Source organism: Pseudogracilibacillus auburnensis (assembly GCF_003201975.1).
GTDB classification, from domain to species: Bacteria; Bacillota; Bacilli; order Bacillales; family Amphibacillaceae; genus Pseudogracilibacillus; species Pseudogracilibacillus auburnensis.
In genome coordinates, this window is the sequence record NZ_QJJQ01000019.1 from 1 (window position 1) to 25446 (window position 25446).

Below are 25446 nucleotides of genomic sequence, written 5' to 3' on the forward strand. Positions count from 1 at the left end.
ATCCCTAACGTAAAAAGGAAAATAATCAAGAACCGCAGGAACTGCGGAGATAGCTTGGTGTATAAGAGAAACCACTGTGGGTAGTGTATGCCACCGCTCTCAAGTATGCTCTGTTCCCAAGAATCTCGTGACTTTAGTCATGAGAGGTTCAAAAATTGAACCGTTAAAACGCATTCTTTAATAGAGGATTTCTTTTTAGAATAAGTGACACGGTGTCATATAAAGGTTGACATATGACACCGTGTCACTTATACTTAGAGTTGTACTAGATGTTCGGTTATGACATTGTGTCATGTCGGAAAATTGGAGGCGAAGTTTGATTGCCTAAGCAAACATTTTTTAATTTATCAGAAGAAAAGAAGCTAACATTAATTCAGGCAGGGAAAAATGAATTTTCCCGTGTATCCTTAGCTGAAGCATCTATTGCAAACATAGTAAAAGAAGCAAAAATACCAAGAGGGAGCTTTTATCAATATTTTTATGATAAAGAAGATCTTTATTTTTATTTATTAACTGAAATGGCAAAAGAAAGACGAGCCGAATTTATTTTATCGTTAAAAAAACATAATGGAGATATTTTTAACTCACTCACTGAATTGTTTCATTTGATGATCGTTGAAATGGAAAATGATAGTGTACGGAAGTTTTACCGTAATGTTTTTTTAAATATGAATTATAAGACGGAAAAAGCATTTCTTGACAATATGAATCTTAACTCTTTCAATAAACAATATGTTGAAATTAAATATTTATTGAATACTGAACATTTGAATGTCAGCAATGAAGAGGAATTATTTCAACTTGTGCAGATTGTTCTAATGACGATGATGCAAAATCTTGTTCAAAAGTTTGCCAATGACATGTCAAATGAGTCTGTCATTCGAAATTACAGTGTTCAGATGTGTTTATTAAAAAGAGGCCTATTAAAAGTGAATGATTAAATAAAAATTTTGTGTGTTGTAATAAAAAATAAAAAGAAGGTGTGTTTTAAATGGATATAACGGTTTATGGATCTTCATGTGCATCAACACGGAAATCGAAAAGGTGGTTTAAAGAACATGCCATTCCATTTGAATATCGCGATATTACGAGAAAACCGTTAATTGAAAATGAAATGCAGGCAATCTTGCGCATGACTGAAGAAGGAACGAAAGATATTATTTCAACAAGGTCCAATATTTATAAAGAATTAAATTTAGATATAGATAATCTGCCATTAAAACAGTTGTATGAATTAATTTATAAATTTCCGAAACTATTACGACAGCCAATCATTGTCGGAGTTAATAAATTACAAGTCGGGTTTGATGAATATAATATCCGGCAATTTATACCACGCGAAGAAAGAAAAAAATTATTAAATGAAACATTATCAATGACCTAATAGAAGGGGCATTCAGATTTTAATCAAATGTTTGATCTAAATTCTACGGAATTCGGACGAAACATACATGGTGCTTAAAACTATTACTTTTTGCTTAATTCATATAAAATTGGTTCATAATTGAATAAAAATGTTATAGAATATAAATATTAGTAATCAAGGAGTGAAAGAATGGGAAAAAGAATATTTTATTTCTTATTGACGAACGTATTAGTGCTCTTAACAATCTCGATCATCTTTATGATATTACCTGTCGGGCACTATATCGGTCCAGATGGCATGATTAATTTTGGTGCGTTACTTATTTTTAGTGCAATCATAGGTTTTACTGGTTCATTTATATCTTTGTTACTGTCACGCTGGATGGCCAAAAAAATGATGGGTGTCGAAGTAATTGATCCTAATAACCCTAAAAATGAGTATGAGGAAGCTGTGGTAGAAAAGGTATATCGCTTATCAAGGGCTGCAGGACTTACACATATGCCTGAGGTAGGAATTTATTATTCAAAAGAAGTAAATGCTTTTGCAACAGGACCTTCAAAGAAAAGTTCATTAGTTGCAGTATCGGCAGGTCTATTGAATGAAATGGATGATGATGCAGTAGAAGGAGTTATTGCCCATGAGGTTGCCCATATAGCGAATGGGGATATGGTGACAATGACATTACTTCAAGGGGTAGTGAACACTTTTGTCGTATTCTTGGCGAGAATTGTAGCTTATGCTGTTTCTAATGTTGTAAGAAGCGAATTAGCGCCAATTGTTCATTTTATCGCCATCATTGTTTTTCAAATTTTATTTTCCATTTTGGGAAGCCTAGTTGTGTTTGCATATTCGCGGCACCGAGAATTTCATGCAGACCGAGGGGGAGCTGACCTAGCTGGTAAGGATAAGATGAGACATGCGTTGGAAAGCTTAAAAGTATATGCGGACCGTGCTACAGTAGATGGACAAGATACAGCAGTTGCTACAATGAAAATTAATGGAAGAAAGAAATTTTCTTCACTTTTTTCAACCCACCCAGACTTAAATGAACGTATTAAACGTTTAGCATAATAAAAACACAACAGTTCAGAGAAGAACTGTTGTGTTTTTTAATGTCTCTGCATATTCTCCGACTCAATGGGATGTGCTACGTGAAACATCCCTGTTTTTATTCACTGACTCACTATTACCTATAAAAGTCTCATATTTGTGAACTAGTAAGTGAAAAGTTGTAATAGTTCCTTATTACTAGTAATATAGATGTATAAAAAGGTATTTTTAAGTTGATTTTTCAAAAAATATATGATTTACTATTGTTTATGGTATAAAAGAATCATATTAAAATTGAAAAAGGCAAACTATCCGAAAGGGTAGGACGCAAAGCCATAGGGTCTAAAGTGTAGATGGGTAATTATGACTAAAATACGCTATGATCGCCTGGTTACCAATCTCTTTCATTCAATTCCACTTGAATTTTTTTGGCTATTCAAATTTTAATTTGGATAGCCTTTTTTTAATGAATTAGTTTATATTTTTAGGTTTAGTTAATCAATATAAGTACGGAGAAATAACAAAAAAATTTGGATTTCTGAAAGGGGAAGACTAGAACGAGGGTGATAATAGAAACGATTTAAAAATAAAGTGATTACTGAATGAATGGTATGGAGGAGTGTTATGTGAATGAATCAAAATAGTAATAGTGTGACGAAGTTATTAAATGGCACTTTATCATCGATAAAAACGGTTGTACCAATCAATTATCAAATGGAAAAACCACGGATATTGTATGAAGAATTTTTCCTTTCTTTTGGGGTGCTAGTCGGTATTACTGGCGATATAAAAGGGAAGTTAGTATTTACTGGGGATCCAACAATTTTTGAAGCCATTGGTGAAAAGATGTATGGAATGTCCTTAGAAGGTGAAATGCTTCTATCATTTAGTGGAGAGTTAGGTAATATGATCGCTGGAGGAATGTCGACAAAAATAGCGGAAAGTGGAATGGATATTGATATTACTACCCCTACCATTTTACAAGGTGAGACGACTTTATCAGGTTATAAGCAAGCATTGGCAATTGCTGCTAACTTTGAAAATATTGGATTTATGAACACAAACTTACTTCTTGATTAAGTAAATGCATTCGTTATCTAGGAACAGGTTTAGTAACAATGAAAAGCAGGAATGATCTTTTCAATTAATTTTTTAAAAGATAGTGATCGGAACGGAAAGATACTAAGTATAAAGCTAGATTAGGTTATTATAAATATCGTAAACATAGAGGTGAATAATAAAGATGAAGGTAATCAATATGTTTCGAGCTTTTACTATGGAAAGTGTAAATGGATATAATCTGCTTTCTGACACACATAAAAACATGTTTGATGAAACTTATAAAAAACATTTATCATCTATGGATTTGGTAGAAAGAAGAAGGTATTCGGAAAACAATGTAATAAAAATTGAAGCTGAGATAAGTGTGTTAAGGGTTTATTTTAATCATGGAGAATCATTTATTTATATGCATGATCATAAGTGGGTTAAAATACCGTAAAATCGTCTAAAATTTAAATGAATAGTAAAAATGAATAATCAAAATTCACTTGCTCAGCCTTTTTTGGAAAACAGTTGTAAATGTTGGTTTCCAGAAGAGGCTGCGCTATTTTTTTAAGGGTCAAAAGATACACAACTTTCTCCTCTTGGATTCAAAATGTACTATTGTTACAATTTCTATGGATATGAAGGATATAACATTTTATCTTTGGGTCTTGAAAAAGGAAAGGGAGATTTCTTTTGAAAAAACATGCAAATGTAGCAAGTGTTTTATCGTTAATCGGTGGTATTATTTATTTAATTGGATTTTTCCTTTTTGTCATGGGCGCACTTGTCCATATACTTGAGGAAGGTATAGATTATCTAGATATAATCGTGAGACAATTTTTTCTTTTTCCGGCATTAATCAAAGGTATTCTTGGTTTAACCATGTTTGTAAGAGTAAAGCAAAAACCAACGATTACCCAAGGGGTCATCTTAATCATTTGTGGAGCTTTTTCTCTCTTCTTTTTTATTGGAATATTGTTCACCATTGCAGGAATCTTTACAATTATTGCAAGTGAGGAAAAACCTAGCAGGGTAAGCGGATCGGAAGAAAAGGAGGAAAATATGAAGGGAGTTTCCGAATCAACTAACACTTAAAGAAAGCAAAAGGTAATGGTGGAGTTATAGCTAGCTTAATTGCCAATGATTTCGGTTATTAGACAGTCAGCTGAGTTCAATTTATTCTTGTTCCCTTTCGGTGCTGCATTTTTAGCTGTTTTTGTTTAGTGTCGTTATTCTATTTAGTTAGTTCAAACAACCATGTCGTGTTATAGACGAGGAAGTTCAATTTTTTGGGGGAAAGTACCTAAAAATGCAAAATAACCGAATGGTGATTAAAACGGATAATGGTAATAGACAAATAAACGCTATTCACGGCTATTCTTTCGCCATAAACTATAAACAAAAGGATTAGTTAGATAAAATTTTGCTAGGTAAATAACGATGTATAGTTTACATCTTTCAGCGATTTTTTCCTTAGGGTAAGCACTAAGTCTATAAAAAATATCCAATGAACCAAAATCACCCACGTCAAATAGAAGTCCGTGGATGATTTTAGTTGAAATGCATCATAATTAACTTAATCTTTCGCTAACCATTTGGCAAACTTCATCTGTCGTTGCTCCATCCGCATTTATGACAGGACCTTCAATTACAATATCGGCGATACCCATCATATCTTTGTCAATTCCAGATATAATGCAACAATCACAATGATGTGCATCATTTTCAGATCGTAAATCAACTACGTCATGACCCATTTCTGTTAAAGCGGATTTTATATTTGAAAGTGCTGGCTCTACTCCAATCCGTGCCATTTCTTTTCCTCCTCCAATATTTAAAATATTCCACAGTTAGCTTATCCAAATGATGGAATGATATACAATATGAAGGGATTAATTATGCGCTACGGGATGATGTGCTGAAATCGGGAAGAATGAGCCGTAAAATCGCTTATGTGCCGAAATCGAGAATAATACGCCGCAGACAACCACTTCTGCTTCGAACAGGATTTATCCGCTTGAGAAACCACTTATGTGCTGAGTATATCAACCTGGCGAATAGACAACCTTTACATTTTCCCATTCTTTACTAGAACGGCTTTGATTTTAAGATAAGAATACGTATCAGGAAGTGATTCTTTTAATGGCTTTAATCGATCCTCCGTCATTTGTTCATGTTGGGTAAGGATGATCTTTTCTTCCTCTGGATTGAAAAATATATCCCAAGCAATTGGATAACCATCTTTAAAAGCTTTAAATAAATGCCTTTCAATCGTTTGTTCAGTCATATCTCGAATGCTAGCAATATCTTTTATTGACTTGCCAGCCTGAAACATTTTATAGCTCTCTATATGACTTGGACCATCAAAGATCTCCTGATTTGTACGTTGTTTTGGCATCGGTGCTGTACCAGTGATTTGAATTTTTGGTTTTATTTCTGGATGTTCCTTTTTCCAATCTTGAATAATCTGCATAAAAATGTCACCGTATTGTTCAAATTTCTTTTCACCAATCCCTTTAATTTGTAACATATCTTCTTTAGAAATCGGGAAGTAGCGACATAAATCTCTTAATGTAGCATCAGAAAATAATACATATGGTGGTACATTATTTGCATCGGCTAAATCTTTCCTTACTGTACGTAATTCTGCAAATAATCCTTTATCATAATCGGTATCATCATGTACTGGAATTGGAGCAGAGAGCATCCAAACTTTCCGTTTTCCTTTTAGTACTTCGACAGAATGTTGGTTTAATTTTATTGTTGGATATTTTCCTTCTTCTGTATCAAGTAGTTGTTCGGCGATTAAAAAATGAATCCATTCTGTTAACTCTTTTTCCGTATAATTAGATAAAATCCCATAAGTGGACAAGGTGTCCAAACGAAAAGAAATGACTTTTTTATCTTTTGAGCCACGTAATACTTTTGCAGTCATACTAACACCAAATCGCTCACCCATACGCTTAACACAGGACAAAATCATTTGTGCTTCTACGGTCATATCTGTTTTTTCTTGGTTACTCTGACAGTGACTACAACGACCACAAGCATGTATATTCTTATCTCCAAAATAATCTAGAATAAAGGCTGACAAGCAACTATGTGTATGACAATAATTGATCATGGCTTGTAATTTACGATATTCATTTTGCTTAGATGGCTCATCCATTTCGGATTGTTCGATTAAAAATTTCTGCAACTGAACATCTTGTGGAGAAAAAAGCAAAATACAATCACTTGGTTCTCCATCACGACCGGCTCTTCCAGCTTCTTGATAATAGGATTCGATATTCATTGGCATCGCGTAATGTATGACGTAGCGAACGTTTGATTTATCGATCCCCATTCCAAACGCGTTTGTAGCAACCATGACAGTCTTCTCGTCATGAATAAAAGCGGATTGGGCGTTTTTTCGCTCAGTTTCAGATAATCCTGCATGATATTTTTCCACTGAAACACCTAACTTATTTAATTGTTCATAAAGCTTATCGGCTTGTTTTCGGGTTGCAGTATAGATAATCCCAGAATCGTTTGGATGCTCTTTTAAAAAGGAACGAATATAGGTCGCTTTATCTTTTCCTTTTACAAGGTAAAACGATAAGTTTTCACGTTCAAAGCCTGTTGTAACGACATATTCATTATTAATTTGCAGCAAGTCTTGAATATCAGAAATAACTTCTTTTGTAGCAGTTGCAGTTAAAGCGACAAAAACAGGGATATTCGATAATTGCTTTAATATTGGGACAACCGATCTGTAGCTTGGTCTGAAATCATGCCCCCACTGAGAAATACAGTGAGCTTCATCGAATGCAACAAGTGATAGTTGAATTCGTTTAATCATATGAACAAAATAAGACGATTCAAAACGTTCAGGTGCAACATAGACAAATTTACACTTTCCAGCAAGCATTTGTTCAAGTCGAATTTGTTGTTCAGCTACTGACAGGGAACTATTAATGAAAGTAGCGTTAATGCCGAGTGATTGTAGGGCATCGACTTGATCTTTCATTAGTGATATTAACGGTGAAATAATAATCGCTGTTCCTTCTTTTGCGAGAGAAGGAATTTGATAACATAATGATTTACCACTTCCTGTAGGCATGACAGCAAGTGTATTTTTTTTGTGTAAAACATGGTTTATTGTCTCCGCCTGACCGGGGCGAAAGGAATGATAACCAAAATAATGTTGTAAAATATGCTCTACTTTTGAAGACATTTTAAACACGCACTCCTTTTCTAGTTCTAGCATATAGTACATATTTACTTACTTCAAGAAAGATTATATATATTGTAAACGAGATGATTTTTTTGACTGTCATTATAAAATAAAACTATCAATATATTGACATCTTCACCTAAGCCAAGTAATGGGGGAAATCACATTTGTCCCTTGGAATAAAATGGTCATTCCGTTTGTCGGGGAGGTTCCTAAGGCAACAGCATTATTGGTCCTTTTGTTGTTTGTTCTTTTGTTTTTCATCATCCTATTTTATAAGGAATGGAAAATTACCACTTTTGATCCATCCTTGGCTACAAGCCTCGGTATACAAGTCATCTTTATGAACCATCTTTTCATGGGACTTGTTTCTATTACAACGGTTGCCTCCTTCGATGCTGTAGGAGCCATTATGGTAGTAGCAATGCTTATTACTCCTGCCGCTTCCGCTTATTTATGGACAGATAAGCTGATCCATATGATTTTTACCAGCGGTGTTTTTGGAGTAGCTTCCGCAATTGCTGGCTATTATATCGCAGATTGGATTGATACTTCTATCTCTGGATCCATGGCTTTTGCAACTGGAATTGTTTTTCTAATTAGTTTTCTATTATCACCTAAGCATGGCTTACTATCTAAATATGTAAGACCTCCTGAAGTGTTAGAAAGTTAAGAATGTTAGGTGCAAAACAGCTTATCTACTCTTCTAGTAAAGGTATAGACTTAAGAGAGTACTAAAATGGTGTATTGACACTTTGTTTATAATAATATAGAATGAAGAAAATATATTATTGGGTTGGAGTAAAAGAGAACCCCCATGAGTTTGTAAATTGATGTGTAATCAATTTATTTAACCATGGGGATTTTTTACTTCATAAAAAAGGAGTGGAGCTTGTGAAAAAAAATTTGTTGCTCATTTTATCAACGATGTTAATTATGTTTCTAGCTGCCTGTGGAAGTAGTGATAGCGATAGTAACGCAAGTAAGAAAAAAGATAGTGGCGATAAAACTGAAATCGATTTCTATTTTCCAGTAGCAGTAGGTGGGCCAATTGCAAATTTAGTTGATGATTTAGTTGCAGATTTTGAAGAGGAGAATCCTAATATAAAGGTTAATCCGAAATTCGGTGGAAGCTATGAAGAAACAATGACACAGGTTATGGCGGCAGTACATGGTGGAAATGCTCCTGAATTAGCAGTTTTGTTCTCAATTGACTTATTTACATTATTAGAAAATGATGTTATTGAAGAATTGACACCATTATTTGATGACGAGTATTTTGATGATTTTTATGATGCTTTTATGGAAAATTCTACTACAGACGATAAGGTATTTAGTTTACCATTCCAAAGAAGTACGATTGTATTATATTATAATAAAGATGCATTTAAAGAAGCAGGGCTTGATCCAGAAAAACCGCCAACCAATTGGAATGAGCTCGTTGAATACGGTAAAAAGTTAACAATTGATGAAGGGAAAACGCAGTGGGGCTTAGAAATTCCAAGTACTGGTTATCAGTACTGGATGTTACAAGCGTTGGCATTACAAACAGAAGAAAACATAATGTCTAAAGATGGGAAAGAAGTTTATTTTGATGCTCCTTATGTGAAAGAGTCTATGGACTTCTGGTTAGATCTAGGAAATGTACATAAGATTATGCCTGAGGGAGTCATTGAGTGGGCGACAGTACCTTCCGATTTCTTAAGTGGAAATACAGCAATGATGTTTCATACAACTGGTAATTTAACGAATGTAAAAGAAAACGCTGACTTTGAATTTGGTGTTTCGTTCTTACCGGCGAATAACCAATATGGATCTCCTACAGGTGGAGGAAATATTTACTTATTTAAGGATATTCCAGAAGAGAATAGAGATGCTGCAATAAAATTTATGGAATTTTTAACAGGGCCAGAGCGTATTGCGCAGTGGTCGATTGATACTGGATATGTTGCTACTAGAGAATCTGCCTATGAGACGGAAACATTGAAAGAGTATACAGAAGTATTCCCAGAATCAATTGTAGCTCGTGAGCAATTAGAATACGCAGATAGTGAGTTAGCCACTTACCAAAATGGCGAAATTCAAAAATTGTTTAACGATGCACTCCAGTCCATCCTTACTGGCAATACAACAGTTGAAGATGGATTAAACGATGCGCAAGAAGAAGCGAATCGGGTGTTAGAACCGTTTCAAGAATAAAAACACTATATTTATTTAAAGTAAGCTTTTATTTTAAGTGATACTACATCTCAAAAGGATTGAAGTTTGCTAGATTTAATTTACAAATGGACAAGGTTGTAAGCGTAGAAATGAGGTAACAACTTGTCACATCCTTTTAGGAATTTATTTTTTAATTACAAGAAATATCCTAAATGATCGGTGTGACAAGTTTTTTTATTAAAAGTAAATTGAATCTATTTCTTAGGTAGCATAATGGATGTTTTATTTTATCTGTATGATAGCACTTAATTTAGGTTTGATTGTCCGTACATAAAAAAGAAATGGTTTTCAGTAAATTTATATAGTTTGGATTTATTCTACTTTATTGAGTTACTAAATCGACTCAATTGGATGAGTATTATCATTAGTTTTTATTTTATCATTTCTCAAAATGGAGGTATTTATAACGATTATGGCTCAGCAGAAAACAGGAATGAAAAAAGGGCTATCAAAAAATAGCAGAAATAACTTATTCGGTTATTTCCTATTATTTCCTTCGTTCATTTTCTTATCTTTATTTACGTTTTATCCCGTCATTAAGTCAATAAAACTGAGTTTTTATAGTGGACCTTTAACAAGGCTACAATTTTCTGGTTTCGATCAGTACAAAAATGTATTTTCAGATGAATTATTTCGAAAAGTATTGTTGAATAATATATTGTTTCTGATCGGAACCGTTCCAACTAGTATATTTCTCGCAATGTATTTAGCTATTTGGGTAAATAAAAATATAAGAGGAAGCTCATTTTTACGAACTGCCTTTTTCTATCCAACGATCATTCCATTGATAGCGGTTGCTAACATTTGGTTGTTTGTTTATACACCGAAATATGGATTGATGGATCGCTTTTTAGAATTTATTAACATGCAAGGGCCTAACTGGTTAGGTAGCCCTAGTGTTGCAATGATTGCGATTATTTTTATGATTGTTTGGAAAGATGCTGGTTTTTATATGATTTTTTATTTGGCAGGACTACAAAACTTGCCTGGAGATGTCTATGAAGCAGCTTTAATCGAAGGTGCAAAGCCTTTTCAAATGTTTAGGCATATAACTTTTCCACTATTAATGCCAACTACTCTCTTTGTAATGATTGTGGCAATTACGAACTCTTTTAAGAACGTAGACCATTTGTATATTATGACAAAGGGTGGTCCTGATAATGCTACTAATTTACTTCTCTACTATATTTATGAAGTGGCATTCACAAATTGGGATTTAGGAAAAGCTGCTGTGTTAACAATTGTTTTAATCGCAATTTTGTTGTCAGTAACAGCTTTTAATTACTTTTATCTTGATAAAAGAATTCATTATTAGGAAAGGAAGCTATTATTTTGGGGAAAATATTCAATTATTGTTTACTAATTTTTTTAGGAATACTATTTTTTATCCCGTTAATTTGGGTTTTTATTACATCAATATCTCCATCCGGTGAAATAATTGGTGAATCAAATCCTTTTTGGACGAATAATCCTACACTCCAAAACTTTCGTGATGCTTGGGAAGCGGCTCCATTTTTAAAATACTATATAAATACGTTAATCATCGTATTCGGAGTGTTAGCCGTCCAGTTACTTACTATTACACTCGCTGCATATGCTTTTGCTCGTGTTAACTTCAAGGGAAAAGAAATACTATTTATTCTTTTTTTACTACAGTTAATGATTCAACCGGAAATTTTATTATTTCCTAACTACCAAATTATGGCGCAGTTAGGGTTAGTAGATACAAAGTTGGCTGTCATGATGCCATACTGGGCCTCAGCATTTGGAATGTTTTTAATGAGACAGACATTTAAACAAGTACCATATGAATTAGATGAAGCGTCTAAAATGGATGGAAGTCGTTGGTGGCAAACACTTTGGCATGTTTATATACCAGCAGCAAAACCTACGTATGTAGCATTTGCGTTAGTATCAGTGAGTACACACTGGAGTAATTTTATGTGGCCATTAATTATTACAGATTCAGTTGATAATCGACCACTTACTGTTGGATTAGCATTGTTTGCACAAGCGTTTGAAACAGGTGCTCAATGGGGTGTGATTACTGCTGGAACTGTGACAGTTATCTTACCACTATTAATTGCCTTCTTTATCTTCCAAAAACAGTTTGTTTCAAGCTTTATGCATTCAGGTATAAAATAGGAGGATTATTAGAATGGCAACAATACATTTTCTAGGGACAGGTAGTGCTTATCCAAGTTCGGAGAGAGACAATACTTCTATCTTATTTTCATTTGAAGATAAACATTTTTTAGTAGATGTAAGCGGGAATCCAGCAAAACGATTAAAAGAGTTGAATAAGTCATTACGGGAAATTGATACCCTATTGATCACCCATACACATATCGACCACATTTTTGGTCTACCTTCTTTGTTATGGGGGATGTGGTTGGAAGATCGTACTGAACCATTTACCATTTATGTAGATTACCGTAATGAAAACCAGTTACATACTTGGTTGGATACGATATCAATTAAAGAATGGGACATTCGGTTTGACATACAGATTAACACATTTAATGGTGCTGAAGTTTCTGAGCTATTTGTATGTAATGATTTACAACTATTCAGTATTCCAGCAATTCATTCTGTGCCGACAGTTGGGTTTGAATTTATATATAAAGCAAAAAGAATCGTATATTCTGCGGATACAGCAATAAATGAATTGATTAAAGAATATAATTATATTGATCTACTAATTCACGAAGCTACATTTGCAAGCAAAAATTCAACGTTTCATTCTAGCATGGAAGAAGTGTTAACTTATTATCCTTTAGACCAGATAGAAAAACTTATTTTTGTTCATTTAAGCGAAAATGAACCATATAATGAAGTGTATGACAAACTAGTTAATGATAATAAAAAATCTAGTATTAAAATTGCATATGATCAAATGAAGATCAGTTTATAAGATGATGGATGGGTATGAGATGAGAGACCCCTTGTTGTGAAATTAGGTAAACATGATGTTATTCATGTTGCTTTTTACTCAAGGGTTTTTTAATTTGTTATAAGTTGAATGGAGGATGTGTACTATTGGCTACAGCAATACCAAAAGCATTTATTTTCGATCTTGACGGAACAATTTATTTGGGAGACCATTTAATTGAAGGTGCGAAAGAATCTTTACAATGGGTCCGAAAAAATAATGCGAAAGTTAGATTTGTAACAAACAATCCACGCTATAGTAGAGAGTTTTATAGAAAGAAATTGCAAAGATTAGGGATCGAAACATCATTTGATGAAATTATTACTTCTGCGCAAATAACGGCTAAATATTTAGATGAAAACCATCAATATGGAAAGATATTTGTCATTGGTGAAGAGCAACTAATGGCGGAATTAAATGAAAAACAAATAAATATTGTAGAAGATGACACTGCCGATACAGTATTGGTAAGTTTTGATACTGATCTATATTATGAAAAATTAATGACTGCATATAGAGCCCTTAACAAAGGTGCAAACTTTATTACGACAAATCCAGATACTGTTTGTCCAACGCCAGATGGGGGTCTTATCGATTCTGGGGCAATCATTGCAGCGCTTGAAATTTCTACATCAAGAAAGTTAGAAAAAATAATTGGCAAGCCATCTAAGATATTAGGTGACTTATTAATCCAAGATTTAAAAGAGAATGTAGAAGATTGTGTTGTTGTTGGAGATCGACTAAATACTGATGTTAGGCTTGGAAAGCAATCCAATATGATAGCGGTTTGGATTCGAGCTTACAATGAAATAATCCCAGAAAATACTGAATATCGACCAGATTATACAATTAAGTCTATTGCTGAGTTACCTTCGTTATTTGATTAAAGGGTAAATTCTAAAAGTCTTTTTATTGACACTTTATAGGAGGAAACGGAGTGAGATAATATGTCAGAGGAATTATTGAAGTTGCTAGTAGCTGCTATTGCAGGTCTTGTATTAGGAATCGAAAGGGAGTCTAAACATAAACCTTTGGGGTTAAAAACCTGTGTAGTTATATCAGTGACTAGCTGTTTATTAACGATTATTTCGATTGAAACAGCGTTACCCCATTATGATCATCCATTTATTAGATCTGATCCAATGCGTTTATCTGCTCAAATTGTTAGTGGTGTAGGATTTTTAGGGGCAGGTGTTATTTTACGTAGAAATAATGATGTTATTTCTGGTTTAACAACTGCAGCAATCGTGTGGACGGCTTCAGGAATAGGAATTGCAACAGGGGCTGGCTACTTTAAAGAAGTAGCAATAGGAATTATTATACTTGTTCTTAGTGTTCGATTTTTACCATATATTGTGATGAAAGTTGGGCCAAGTTCTTTAAGAGAACGTGAAATTAATCTTACGGTTTATGTAGATGATAACGAAGAAAGTACCGATTATATTTTTAATGAGATTAGTAAAATTGTCGGCGATTTACGAAATATGAAAATAAGTGGCCGTGAGGACTATTTAAAAGTAGAACTAAGATGTACACTCGATGAACATCAAGGAGAAATTATTAAATATTATCACAAAATAAAGGCAATTAAAGGAGTGAGAGCGATAGAAGTTCAAGGGAGGTAACTTGTGTTATCTCCCTATTAGTTTTAATGAACTACTAGAAACACCTTGGGCACCATTTTGTAGAATGTTTCCTATTTCCTCTTTTGAGTTAATCAGCCCAGCAGCGATAATTGTTTGATCAGCAACCGATTTTAAATAACTTTTAATATGAGGTATGACAACACCAGGCAAAATTTCCACAGCATCTGGCTTCGAACTATTTATCGACTTGATACCTTGCTTTATAGAAGCAGTATCTAAAATGAAAACACGTTGAATCGTTAATAAATCATATTGTTTAGCTACTTGAATTAAATTTGTATGAGTAGTTATAATTCCGTCAACACCAACAAATTCAGACAAAAACTTAACTCCGGAAGCATCTCGTTTTAGTCCTTTTGTTAAGTCTAAATGGACAAAAATGAGTTTATCGGTTTCTCTAATACGATCGACCATTTCTTTTAAAGAACAAATGTCTGATTGAATTAAAATGATTATATTACAGTCAGAGTTCAGCACCATCTCTAAATCTCTTGTGTCGGTTAAGGATGCTATCAATGGATTTCTTTTTAACGCATAAGAAATAACACTCATTAAACTAATTCTCCTTAAAAAATAACATGATTATATCTTAATAATATACAGTAACATGACAATATTCAATATATTTATTTTTTAAAGTTATTTGCAGTATCAATGGCAGTATTTAATTCCTCGATATATATTGATCGTTTCTCGTCAGACCAATTAAATTTATTACCCATAATATTATTTACTTCGTCTTTCCATTGAATTACTTGCTCAAGATTAAATAATATGTCTCCAGTTCTTCTAAAGAAGAAATCAACTGGGCTTAAGATCATTTCATGGTACATGGAGTACATTAATTTCATATAAAGATGAGTAGGAAGTTTTGTGTCATTTCCCTGTGCGTATTGAATAACACTCGTAATATTTGAGCCGAAGAGATCAATTATTTCAATGGACTGCTTTTTATTCAACTTAAACTCCATTAAGTTTTTGATCCATTTTTCTTTAAATGGAATCCAGCCGTTAGAACCACCTACATCACCACCAGAAATAGGTAAGTTTTTAGTTTGGCAAGTGCTATAAGAAAATTTATCATGTGAAATATATTTTTTATAAAGTAAATCTACAATTGTCTCGGCCATCTTACGGTATCCTGTTAGTTTTCCACCTGCAATGGTAATTAAATTTGATTCAGACTCCCAAATTTCATCTTTCCTCGATATTTCTGAAGGGTCTTTACCTTCTTGATGAATTAATGGACGGACACCAGCCCAACTAGATTCTACATCAGTTTCTGAAAGTTTGATAGAAGGGAACATATCTTTAATCGCTTTTAGTAAATAATCAACTTCACTTTTCTTAACATTCATGTCAGTAGGATTACCATCATAAAAATCGTCTGTCGTACCAACATACGTCTTACCATTGCGCGGGATAGCAAATACCATTCTTTTATCATGTGTATCAAAATAAACTGATTGATCTAGTGGAAACTTAGAAGAATCAAATACGATATGCACACCTTTTGATAATTGTAGATGTTTATTATTTCTTGTGTAATCAAGCTTTCTTACAGAGTCAACCCAAGGGCCACTAGCATTTACTACAGCTTGCGATTTTACCTCTATCACTTTATTACTTACTTTATCTTTAAATTGTACACCGTTAATTTTCTTGTTCTCATCATAGGTAAACCCAAGTACTTCTGCGTAGTTTAATATAGAGGCACCTTTTTCATGAGCAGCTTTTATTACTTCTAGAGTCAGTCGTGCATCATCAGTTCGGTATTCTACATATACACCTCCACCTTTTAATTCTTGAGACTTTATAAAAGGCACTTTAGTAATAACTTCATCTCGAGAGATCATGACACGCCGTTCACTTTTTTTCACTTTTGCCAAGAAATCGTATAATGATAGCCCTACAGAAGTCATTGTTTTACCAAATGTCCCTCCTTTATGAAAAGGGAGGAGCATTCGTTCAGGTATAGTGACATGTGGTCCATTTTCATACACTACACTTCTTTCTCGTCCAAGTTCAGCAACTTCTTTAAATTCAAATTGTTTTAAATACCTTAATCCACCATGAACAAGTTTTGTTGATCGACTAGAAGTCCCACTTGCAAAATCATTCATTTCTAATAAGGCTACGTTTAATCCTCTTGTTATAGCATCTAGTGCAATCCCAGCACCTGTAATTCCACCCCCAACGATTAAAAGGTCAAAATGAGCCGATTCCAACTTTTCCGTGATTAAATCTCTGTTTAAATTCGAAAAATACATGTTGTTAATCCCTCCAACTCTTAAAAAGTAAAAGAGACCACAATAAATAGTGTTGTCTAATGCAACAATATTTTGTGGTCTCTCATGTAAACTCATACCAAATTATTAAGTTACATAAATTATACCATAACGTGATCCATATTTCTATAATAGAATATATGATGTATATGTTAACTTTAGTTACAATTTTTATGATTTATTTTCTCGGGAATGATGGGGCAGTGATATTGATATAGTTTTAACAATATGTCATCATAACTAATTAAGTTATTTATTTCCCTATTTGTAATGGTTTAATTTATAAAGTAATTTTGCTCTTTAGGATTCACGATTATTGGCTATTCGTGAATGTTATTTATTAAAACATTAGCGTCAAATTAAAAGTATAATAGCATAGTCAAGCAATGCTTTATATTTAAAGTCGAATCCATATGATAAAAAAGATATCAAAGTTTCAAAAATAGTTCTTAGTCTGTTTTTCCAAGTTATTCAAAAGGTTTTGGCTACGTTTTTTCGGTTTGCATATTATTTTGTTCAACGAAATTCCCTTTAGTAAGGAGAACATTTATTTTTTATTCCTTCTTTTCCTACTGCAAATTTCATCTCTTTCATTTATATTAGCGAGAAGCATTCACAATAATGACAATGGTGAATACCAACAATAAATTATTTTTATTTCTCAACGTTCGTTTCCTTGTGTTAGAAGAGGACGTTAGCTTGATTTAATATTCAGTCTTCATGACTTGTTTAAAATATATGACACATAATAAGGATATTGATATCAAATTAGGAGGAAGAAAATAATGAGTAAACAAAAAGTAGCGGTTATTACAGGTTCAGGTCAAGGAATAGGAAAAGTATTAGGTGAACGTTTAGCTAATGATGGATTTTCGATTGTGTTAAGCGATATTAATGAACAAACATTGATTGAAACTGAAAAAGAATTTAAAAATAATGGAGTAGAAGTTACATCATTTGTTGGAAACGTATCAAAACTTGATGATCAAAAGGCACTTGTAAAACATGCAGTTGATACTTTTGGGAGTGTGGATGTATTTATTAATAACGCCGGTATTGAAGGAGAAGTAGCACCTATTATTGAAATAGATCCTAAGATGGTAGATCCAGTATTAGATATAAATGTAAAAGGGGTGCTATTTGGTATTCAAGCTGCGGCAAACCAAATGATTGAACAAAAGACTGGTGGTAAAATTATTAATGCATGCAGCATTGCAGGACAAGAAGGATTTGAAATGTTAGGGCCGTACACTGCTTCAAAATTTGCTGTGAAAGGTATAACACATAGTGCTGCAAAAGAACTTGCTAAACATAAAATCACCGTAAATTCTTATTGTCCAGGTATTGTAGGAACGTCTATGTGGGAACGACTAGATGAAAAAATGATGAAATTTTTGGGGACTAAAAAAGGGGAAGCCTTTGAAAAATATGCCGAGGGAATTGCACTTGGTCGTACGCAAACTCCAGAAGATGTGGCAAATCTTGTATCGTTTTTAGCCTCACCAAATGCTGATTACATTACAGGTCAAAACATTCTTACTGATGGTGGTATGGTCTTTAATTAATGACTTATTTATGCTTATGCAGAGTATTATTAATGCAGTGCACTGTAAAAGTAAATGATAATTAGTAAGAGGTCGATGAATGTGTTGGAAAAGAAGAGGGTTCCTGTTAGTATCCAATAATGAAGCCCTATGAGGAATATTTCAAAATAATAAACGCTGATACACTACATTGTATCAGCGTTTTCCATGATGGAGCATACCGGGCTTGAACCGGTGACCTCTTGTCTGCCAGACAAGCACTCTCCCAACTGAGCTAATGCCCCAAAAAGTCACTAACTTCTATTATATTACGTTTTCATTTTTTATCAACCAAATTGATATAATAGCAAATTTTTCAAGATGAAGATAATTGTATATGAAAATAGAATCTTGTAAAATGGTGAACTATAGTTTAAATTTACCTATCTCTTTTTTGGGGAGAAAGAGGTGGGCAGGTTAGGACTAGGTAGTGAGTGATCAATCTAGGTTAAACTCAGACTATTTTAGAAAGTGTGGTGGATTAAAATTCGTTCGAATAAAAAGCCAATCATCATTATCTCAGGTGTTTTTTTATTTTTATTTATGGTCGTGGCATTTATGACATCGGGGACACAAGGCCTTCTGATTGATGAAAATGTAGCATACTGGGCGGATCAAAACTCGTTACCTCTTATGAACTATGCTTCCTTTATCGGTTCGAGTGAAATGATATTGCTAGTGACTGTCATAGTTGGACTCGTATTGTTAATCAGGCGAAATTGGAAACAGTTATTTTTCTTTTTTACTGTTTCTGTTGGTGGAGTTGTTCTTAATTTAGCGTTGAAAATGCTGATCCGCCGGGCCAGACCGGGTGATGAAGTAAGCTATATTGAAGTATTTAATCAAAATTTAGAGATCCAGTCATACAGTTTTCCGAGTGGTCATACGATGCGAGCGACAATTTTATTTTTATTTTTAATTTACTTATCTTATCGATTCGGTAAAAATAGTATGTTAAAATTTATTACGCTTATCGTATTTGTTGCGTTAATTGTTACTGTAGCATTAAGTAGAATTATGTTAGATGCGCATTTTGCGACAGATATTGCCGGTGCTCTTCTAATTTCTATTTCTTGGTTCTTTTTATGTTTGTACTTTTTTTATACACCAAAACAGGCTAGCTACCAGATGTTTTCACATCGATAAAAGGTCGCTAGCCTTTTTTTATTGTCTAGGAAATTATATTTAAATATAATTGTGGATAAGTTTATTTGCACTAATAGTCGCGTCTAGCTTAAGCGCTAAAGCTGTAGCAAATTTCAAGCTTCCTCCTATGATAAAGAAGACTTGCCGATTGGCTTTAGGCAGAGGCTTAGTCGCACTTATGCCCTTGGGTGAAAGTCAACATCGGTTCAAGTTTTAAGGAAGGCCGACTAAAATCGGGCTTTCCGCCCAACGTCGGCATACCCTTATGAAGAAGGGGCATGTTTCCTTTATCTCGTCAGAAGCTCTCCAATTTGTACGTCGCTAAACGAGCGCTTGCGCTTTTGTTCTTTAATTGTTACTTGTAGAAAAAGTTATTTGTGAAACTAGCTGTGTTTCATTTCGATGCACAATGTTTTTGGCATTGAGAAAGCGTAGATCTAGATCATTTTTTGCCTGCGACGGGCGGGAATCCTTAGGGTCATACTGTGGAAAGCGTTCACCTGTAGTAGAAGGGAACGCTTTCCATGTTATATTGTTCGGATGAATCTTTACCTATTTGAAGGATGAAATTATTCGATAATCTAAATCGCCACTTAATGGTATTTTTAACAATTCCGCTTTATAACAAAGTGCTGGAAACGCTGAAATACGAACGAATTATAATCGTTTAGTCAGTAAATGATGAAATGACAGAATATTGCGTGTTATATAATATTATTGACAAACAATTCAGTGTTATATATAATCCAAATCATAACTTAAAAAAAGGTGATAAACATGGAAAGTTGGAAAATAAAAAGTTCACTAAAAATGGATGTTTATACAAACCTAAAAGAAGCAATATTGAGCGGAGAATTAGAAGACAATATGTCCATCACACAACGGTCTGCACAAGAACTTTATGGTGTAAGTGGTACGCCGTTTCGGGAAGCGATCCAAATTTTAGAGTCTGAAGGATTAGTATATTCGCTTCCAAATAAAGGGGTGTATGTAAGTCCATTGACATTTAACGATGTGGAAGAAATTTTTCAAATAAGAAAAATTTTCGAAACTTCAGTAGCCGAAATGGTTGCAAAAGACTTTGATGAAGGAAAATACGATGAATTAAGTTATTTAATTCGTCTAATGAATACGGATACAGAAGAACAAACTAAAAAGGAATTTACGAATCTAGATCATCAATTTCATAAAAAACTAATTGAATATACAAACAATTCACGCTTAATGGCCATGAATGAACAAATTTACGATATGATGCGGCGAATTGGTAATGTGCTCTTAAAAGACGCAAAACGTCGTGAAACCGTTATTAAAGAGCATAGAGAGATATTGGCAGGACTTGAAACTGGTAACGTTAGAGAGCCAATTTTGAATCATTTAAATAGTGTTCGAGAAAAAATTAAAAAATATTACGATTGACAGTATAGATGGCATTGAAAGGCGGTGGTATCAGATAAAGAGTAAACATGATTTATCACATCAAGATAGTACAAAAATTATTTGAATGGAGTGCCAGAAAAATTGAAAAGAACAAAACTGTTTTCATTATGTCTATTAGTCATTGCAATGCTAGTAATGTTAGCCGCATGTGGCGGAGGAAAAGACGAAGGAAAGAAAGAAAGTAAAAATGATGCAAGCGATGATGGTGTACAAGAGATAACAATTAAATTATCACATGAAGTAGCAGAAAATACTTCACAACATGTTGGTTCGATTGCATTTAAAGAATATATTGAAAACGCTTCAGAAGGTAAAATTGAAGTACAAGTGTATCCGAACGGTCAATTATATGGTGACCAAGATGTGATGCAAAGTTTAGCTGCAAACAATGTTCAATTTACACAACAAGATTTATCAAAGCTTGTTGGAGATGACGAACGATTTAATATCCCTTCATTACCATTTTTATTTGCAAGCGATGATGAGGCTGTTGAATTCTGGGATAGTGAAAAAGGAATGGAAATATTATCAGCACTTGAAAAAGACGGCATTTATGGGTTAGCTATGTGGCCAAATGGTCCGAAACATTTCACAAATAACAAACGTCCATTAAAATCACCTGAAGACTTTAAAGGACTTAATCTCCGTACGCAAGGTGGACAAGTTCTTGAAGACGTATTCAAAGCTTTGGATGCGGGATCTGTATCGATTCCATTTACAGAATTATACACTTCATTACAACAAGGTGTAGTTGATGGGCAAACGAATACATTTGTAAACACAGAGTCTAAAAAGTTTGATGAAGTACAAAAATATTTAACTGTTATTGGTGATACTCGTGTGGACGTAGGGTTCTTTGCTAACAAAGAATTTATGGATAGCTTAAATGATGAGACGAAGAAAATTGTGGAAGAAGGTATTAAAGCAGGAACAGACGCTGCTCGTGAAGCTTCTAAAGAAATGAACGAAAAAGCTTTTGAAGAAATTAAAAATCGTGGCAATGTTGAAGTGTATGAATTAACAGATGAAGAAAGAGAAGCTTTTGTTAAAGTATGGGAGCCAGTTTATGAAAAATATGCTCCAGTTATTGGTGAAGAGTATATCGAAGCCGCACAAAACGTAGGAAAATAAATTTGATAAATAATTGTTGGCATAATAATATTGCAGCGCTTGCTGTAATATTATTATTTTCTAACAATAAGTAAGGTGTGAGAAAATGAAAAATAAACTTTTTACTTTTTTAGAAGGTATAGAAGAGTTTGTCGCATCGTTCTTTTTTATCGGTGGATCCATCATAAGTTTATATGGAGTATTTATGCGTTACATTGTGAATAGTCCTGTAACTTGGACCACTGAAATATTCGAAACATTTATGGTCTTTGCTATTTTTATCGGATTTGGTATGGCTTTAAAAGATAACCAACATATTGCTGTTGATTTATTGTATGAAAAATTGCCTTCAATCGCCAAAAAAATAGTTGATGTTATAGCAAATTCGTTAGGTCTTGGATTCAGTGTTTTTCTAACAGTGATGGGTGTTGAAATGGTATCTGTTGCTCATCAGCAAGGCGGAATTACGATTGATGTTGGAGTGCCTCTTTGGCTAACCTATTTAGCAATGCCTATTGGTATGGGCTTATTGTCATTTTACTTTTTATTAAAATTAATTAATATTTTTCGTCATTGGAATAAAGAGGAAAAGACGCAAGAAACAAATATCGAGGAGTTATTTTAGAAAAGGGGGGATAATGATTGGATGCTACAATAGTATTACTCGTATCGTTCGTCATTCTCTGTTTACTTCGAGTACCGATTGCGGTCAGTTTAGGATTATCTAGTATTTTTGCACTAAGTATGATAGATTTTACCATGTATCCAGTAATTCATAAAATGTATGTTGCATCAAGTGGATCAGCGTTAATGGCCATTCCTGGATTTGTATTCGCTGGAATTATTATGGCTAGAGGTGGCATTTCCTTTCACTTAATTGAAGCAATTAAATCTTGGATTGGTCATGTAAGTGGTGGGTTGGCTATCGTTACTATTTTGGCATGTATGCTTTTTGCAGCTATTTCAGGGTCGAGCCCTGCAACTGCAGCAGCAATCGGTGGGATCATGATTCCTTCGATGGTGGAAGCTGGCTATAGTAAACGTTATTCGATGGGATTAGTTGCAGCAGCAGGAACATTAGGGATTTTACTTCCTCCATCGATTCCTTTAATTATTTATGGGGTTGTGTCTGAGCAATCAATCGGTGACTTATTTATGGCTGGAGTGATTCCAGGAATTTTACTCGGAGTTATATTAATTATTTTTGCGATTGTCAATGCTCGTATCCACAAATATGGACGTTTACCGAAGCAAAATATGAAAGAAAGATTACAAAAAACACGTAAGGCATTATGGGGCTTTATTTTACCTGTGTTAATTCTTGGAGGAATCTATTCCGGAGCAATGACACCTACGGAGGCTTCATTTGTTGCCGCCTTTTATGCATTTATCATCTCTATTTTTGTTTATAAAGAAATGACATTAGCGGTATTCCGTCGTATTATTAAAGAATCGATCAATATTACGGCGATGATCTTTTTAATTATCGCTTCAGCAACTATTTTTGGGATGTTTTTAACAGCGGAGCAAATTCCGCAAGATTTAGCACACTGGATCGAAGGTAGTGCAACGAGTAAATGGACATTTATTATTGGTGTTAATATTTTATTTTTTATTTTAGGAATGTTTTTAGATTCAGTATCGATCATATTAATTACACTTCCGATATTATTACCAATTTTAATTTTATTTGATATTAATTTAATTCACTTTGCAATCATTATGACAATAAATATGGAAATAGCGATGATTACACCGCCGGTCGGATTAAATTTATTCGTCGTTAGTGGAATAAGTAAGGAGAAGCTAGGCGAGGTTGTTTACGGGGTTTTACCATTCTTTGGGCTAATTTTAATTGGTTTAATACTCGTTATTATTTTCCCACAAATCTCGTTATCTTTACTGAAATAAGAGGAGCGCTAATTTATGGAAGAAACTAACCAAATAGTATCTCATAGTTTAAAAGAAATCGGGGAATTAATTAGAAAAAAAGTAATTTCACCTGTCGAACTGATAGAACAGACGTTCAAGCGAATGGATGAAATTGATCCACATATAAATGCTTTTATTACAGTGGATAAGGAACAAATTATGCAAGATGCCAAGCGTGCAGAAAAAGAAATCAATGAAGGAAACTATAAAGGCCCTTTACATGGTATTCCGATTGGCCTTAAAGATATGATTTATACAAAAGAGACACGTACGACAATGGGATCAGAAATTTTTGATCAATTTATTCCTGAAGAAGATGCATTTGTCGTACAGAAATTAAAAGAAGCAGGCGCGATTATTACAGGAAAACAAAATACACATCAGTTTGCTTATGGCCCAACTGGGGATCGATCATTTTATGGACCGGTTCGCAATCCATATGATACAACAAAAATGACTGGAGGCTCAAGTAGTGGCTCAGCCGCAGCTGTTGCTACTGGAATGAACTTTGGTGCACTTGGCACAGATACAGGTGGTTCTGTGCGTATACCAGCATCTTTTTGTGGAATTGTTGCAATGAAACCTACGTATGGACGAATTAGTAAAAATAGTATCTTCCCACTTTCTTGGAATTTGGATCATGTTGGACCAATGACCCGTACAGTGGAAGATAATGTGCTCTTGTTGAATGCAATACAAGGATATGATATTAATGATCCGAACGCAATTAAAGTCGATTCGGAAGACTTTTCACAAGGATTAAAAGACGGAATTAAAGGGATTAAAATAGGCATTCCACGTGCATTTTTCTATGAACATGTTCATCCCGAAATCACGGCAAATGTAAATAAACAAATTGAAACGTTAAAAGAGTTAGGTGCCATTGTTCAGGATGTATCGATTCAAGATATAGCTCAATATTACGATGCACAACGTACGATTCTTTGTAGTGATGCGTATGCACTTCATAAAGACCGCTTAGAACAGTATCCAGATAATTGGGATGATGAAGTAAAGGAAAGACTTTACACTGCCGTTGATGTGATGGGGTATGAGTATTCACATGCGCTTCAAACAAGACAATTAATTAAACGTAGATTTGAAGAGACATTAGAGGAAGTTGATGTGCTGTTAACACCGACCGTTCCGATTTTACCTATTAACATTGATAGTCGACATGTCGATATTGATAAATATAATGAGGAACATATTCGTTGGTCGATTTTAAAATTAACATCTCCAACGAATTTAACTGGGCTGCCGAGTCTTTCGGTTCCAAGTGGATTTTCACAAGCGGGGTTACCGATCGGCGTTCAGTTCATTGGTAGAGATTTTTCAGAAGCATTTTTATACAGGGTAGGATATGCATTAGAACAAGCATTGAAGATCCCAACCTTTAAACAGGATATTAATATGACGCATAAAGTGACAAGATAAAAAAACAGGGGCTGTTTGATAAGCCTCTGCTTT

The 25446-nt window shown here is 34.0% G+C and carries 23 protein-coding genes, 1 tRNA gene, 1 pseudogene and 1 riboswitch; of the genes and pseudogenes, 20 read left to right on the forward strand and 5 right to left on the reverse strand.

From position 1 onward, the window contains the following. Nucleotides 1–320 precede the first annotated feature (320 nt). From DFR56_RS19405 to DFR56_RS19430, 6 genes are all read left to right on the forward strand, one after another. Entirely contained in the window at nt 321–941 is a 621-nt protein-coding gene (locus DFR56_RS19405; RefSeq protein WP_110397118.1) for a TetR/AcrR family transcriptional regulator, read from the forward strand. 50 nt (nt 942–991) lie between these two features. Continuing rightward, nucleotides 992–1384 carry a transcriptional regulator Spx gene (gene spx, locus DFR56_RS19410; RefSeq protein ID WP_110397119.1) on the forward strand — a complete coding sequence of 131 codons (393 nt, stop codon included), beginning with the start codon at nt 992–994 and terminating at the stop codon, nt 1382–1384. A 171-nt stretch (nt 1385–1555) separates the two neighbouring features. Next, on the forward strand, nt 1556–2437 hold the full coding sequence (gene htpX, locus DFR56_RS19415) for a protease HtpX (protein WP_110397120.1): 882 nt from the start codon (nt 1556–1558) through the stop codon (nt 2435–2437). A 271-nt stretch (nt 2438–2708) separates the two neighbouring features. Continuing rightward, nucleotides 2709–2815, forward strand: a riboswitch (cyclic di-GMP riboswitch). 231 nt (nt 2816–3046) lie between these two features. Then, nucleotides 3047–3496, forward strand: coding sequence for a chemotaxis protein CheX (locus DFR56_RS19420; RefSeq protein ID WP_110397121.1), 450 nt, complete (start codon nt 3047–3049; stop codon nt 3494–3496). A 163-nt stretch (nt 3497–3659) separates the two neighbouring features. After that, the gene (locus DFR56_RS19425; protein ID WP_110397122.1) at nt 3660–3917 is read left to right on the forward strand and encodes a hypothetical protein; all 258 of its coding nucleotides are present in this window, start codon (nt 3660–3662) and stop codon (nt 3915–3917) included. A 239-nt stretch (nt 3918–4156) separates the two neighbouring features. Further along, nucleotides 4157–4558, forward strand: coding sequence for a hypothetical protein (locus tag DFR56_RS19430; protein WP_110397123.1), 402 nt, complete (start codon nt 4157–4159; stop codon nt 4556–4558). Nucleotides 4559–5034: 476 nt separating this feature from the next. Here DFR56_RS19430 and DFR56_RS19435 read toward each other — a convergent pair whose 3' ends face one another. After that, complete coding sequence (locus tag DFR56_RS19435; RefSeq protein WP_110397124.1) at nt 5035–5277, reverse strand: YkuS family protein; 243 nt, start codon at nt 5275–5277, stop codon at nt 5035–5037. Between the two features lie 254 nt (nt 5278–5531). Then, the gene (gene recQ, locus DFR56_RS19440; protein WP_110397125.1) at nt 5532–7679 is read right to left on the reverse strand and encodes a DNA helicase RecQ; all 2148 of its coding nucleotides are present in this window, start codon (nt 7677–7679) and stop codon (nt 5532–5534) included. Between the two features lie 148 nt (nt 7680–7827). Between recQ and DFR56_RS19445 the strand changes: the two are divergent. From DFR56_RS19445 to DFR56_RS19475, 7 genes and pseudogenes are all read left to right on the forward strand, one after another. Further along, a pseudogene (locus tag DFR56_RS19445) lies at nt 7828–8352 on the forward strand (metal ABC transporter permease); the annotation flags it as partial. Between the two features lie 212 nt (nt 8353–8564). After that, entirely contained in the window at nt 8565–9878 is a 1314-nt protein-coding gene (locus tag DFR56_RS19450) for an ABC transporter substrate-binding protein (protein ID WP_170124515.1), read from the forward strand. 433 nt (nt 9879–10311) lie between these two features. Further along, nucleotides 10312–11214 (forward strand): carbohydrate ABC transporter permease, encoded by a 903-nt coding sequence (locus tag DFR56_RS19455; RefSeq protein ID WP_110397127.1) that lies wholly within the window; start codon nt 10312–10314, stop codon nt 11212–11214. A 17-nt stretch (nt 11215–11231) separates the two neighbouring features. Further along, entirely contained in the window at nt 11232–12044 is an 813-nt protein-coding gene (locus tag DFR56_RS19460; RefSeq protein WP_110397128.1) for a carbohydrate ABC transporter permease, read from the forward strand. A gap of 13 nt (nt 12045–12057) precedes the next feature. Beyond that, nucleotides 12058–12813: an MBL fold metallo-hydrolase gene (locus tag DFR56_RS19465; protein ID WP_110397129.1), complete on the forward strand. Its 756-nt coding sequence runs from the start codon at nt 12058–12060 to the stop codon at nt 12811–12813. Between the two features lie 125 nt (nt 12814–12938). Further along, nucleotides 12939–13718, forward strand: coding sequence for an HAD-IIA family hydrolase (locus tag DFR56_RS19470; protein WP_158525729.1), 780 nt, complete (start codon nt 12939–12941; stop codon nt 13716–13718). A 60-nt stretch (nt 13719–13778) separates the two neighbouring features. Continuing rightward, nucleotides 13779–14456 carry an MgtC/SapB family protein gene (locus DFR56_RS19475; RefSeq protein ID WP_110397131.1) on the forward strand — a complete coding sequence of 226 codons (678 nt, stop codon included), beginning with the start codon at nt 13779–13781 and terminating at the stop codon, nt 14454–14456. Between the two features lie 6 nt (nt 14457–14462). Here DFR56_RS19475 and DFR56_RS19480 read toward each other — a convergent pair whose 3' ends face one another. Beyond that, nucleotides 14463–15029, reverse strand: coding sequence for a glycerol-3-phosphate responsive antiterminator (locus tag DFR56_RS19480; protein ID WP_110397132.1), 567 nt, complete (start codon nt 15027–15029; stop codon nt 14463–14465). 74 nt (nt 15030–15103) lie between these two features. Further along, on the reverse strand, nt 15104–16747 hold the full coding sequence (locus DFR56_RS19485; RefSeq protein WP_110397133.1) for a glycerol-3-phosphate dehydrogenase/oxidase: 1644 nt from the start codon (nt 16745–16747) through the stop codon (nt 15104–15106). 803 nt (nt 16748–17550) lie between these two features. Between DFR56_RS19485 and DFR56_RS19490 the strand changes: the two genes are divergently transcribed. Next, entirely contained in the window at nt 17551–18330 is a 780-nt protein-coding gene (locus DFR56_RS19490) for an acetoin reductase (RefSeq protein WP_110397134.1), read from the forward strand. 190 nt (nt 18331–18520) lie between these two features. Here the strand turns inward: DFR56_RS19490 and DFR56_RS19495 are convergent. Further along, nucleotides 18521–18593, reverse strand: a tRNA-Ala gene (locus tag DFR56_RS19495). A 226-nt stretch (nt 18594–18819) separates the two neighbouring features. Between DFR56_RS19495 and DFR56_RS19500 the strand changes: the two genes are divergently transcribed. The 6 genes from DFR56_RS19500 to DFR56_RS19525 all read left to right on the forward strand — a co-directional run bounded on the left by DFR56_RS19500 (nt 18820) and on the right by DFR56_RS19525 (nt 25413). Further along, entirely contained in the window at nt 18820–19494 is a 675-nt protein-coding gene (locus DFR56_RS19500; protein ID WP_110397135.1) for a phosphatase PAP2 family protein, read from the forward strand. 777 nt (nt 19495–20271) lie between these two features. Further along, the gene (locus DFR56_RS19505; RefSeq protein ID WP_110397136.1) at nt 20272–20913 is read left to right on the forward strand and encodes a GntR family transcriptional regulator; all 642 of its coding nucleotides are present in this window, start codon (nt 20272–20274) and stop codon (nt 20911–20913) included. Nucleotides 20914–21015: 102 nt separating this feature from the next. After that, nucleotides 21016–22065, forward strand: coding sequence for a DctP family TRAP transporter solute-binding subunit (locus DFR56_RS19510; RefSeq protein WP_244916592.1), 1050 nt, complete (start codon nt 21016–21018; stop codon nt 22063–22065). Nucleotides 22066–22150: 85 nt separating this feature from the next. Then, complete coding sequence (locus DFR56_RS19515; RefSeq protein ID WP_110397137.1) at nt 22151–22669, forward strand: TRAP transporter small permease; 519 nt, start codon at nt 22151–22153, stop codon at nt 22667–22669. Between the two features lie 17 nt (nt 22670–22686). After that, complete coding sequence (locus tag DFR56_RS19520) at nt 22687–23955, forward strand: TRAP transporter large permease (RefSeq protein ID WP_110397138.1); 1269 nt, start codon at nt 22687–22689, stop codon at nt 23953–23955. 15 nt (nt 23956–23970) lie between these two features. Then, the gene (locus tag DFR56_RS19525) at nt 23971–25413 is read left to right on the forward strand and encodes an amidase (protein ID WP_110397139.1); all 1443 of its coding nucleotides are present in this window, start codon (nt 23971–23973) and stop codon (nt 25411–25413) included. Nucleotides 25414–25446: the final 33 nt, after the last annotated feature.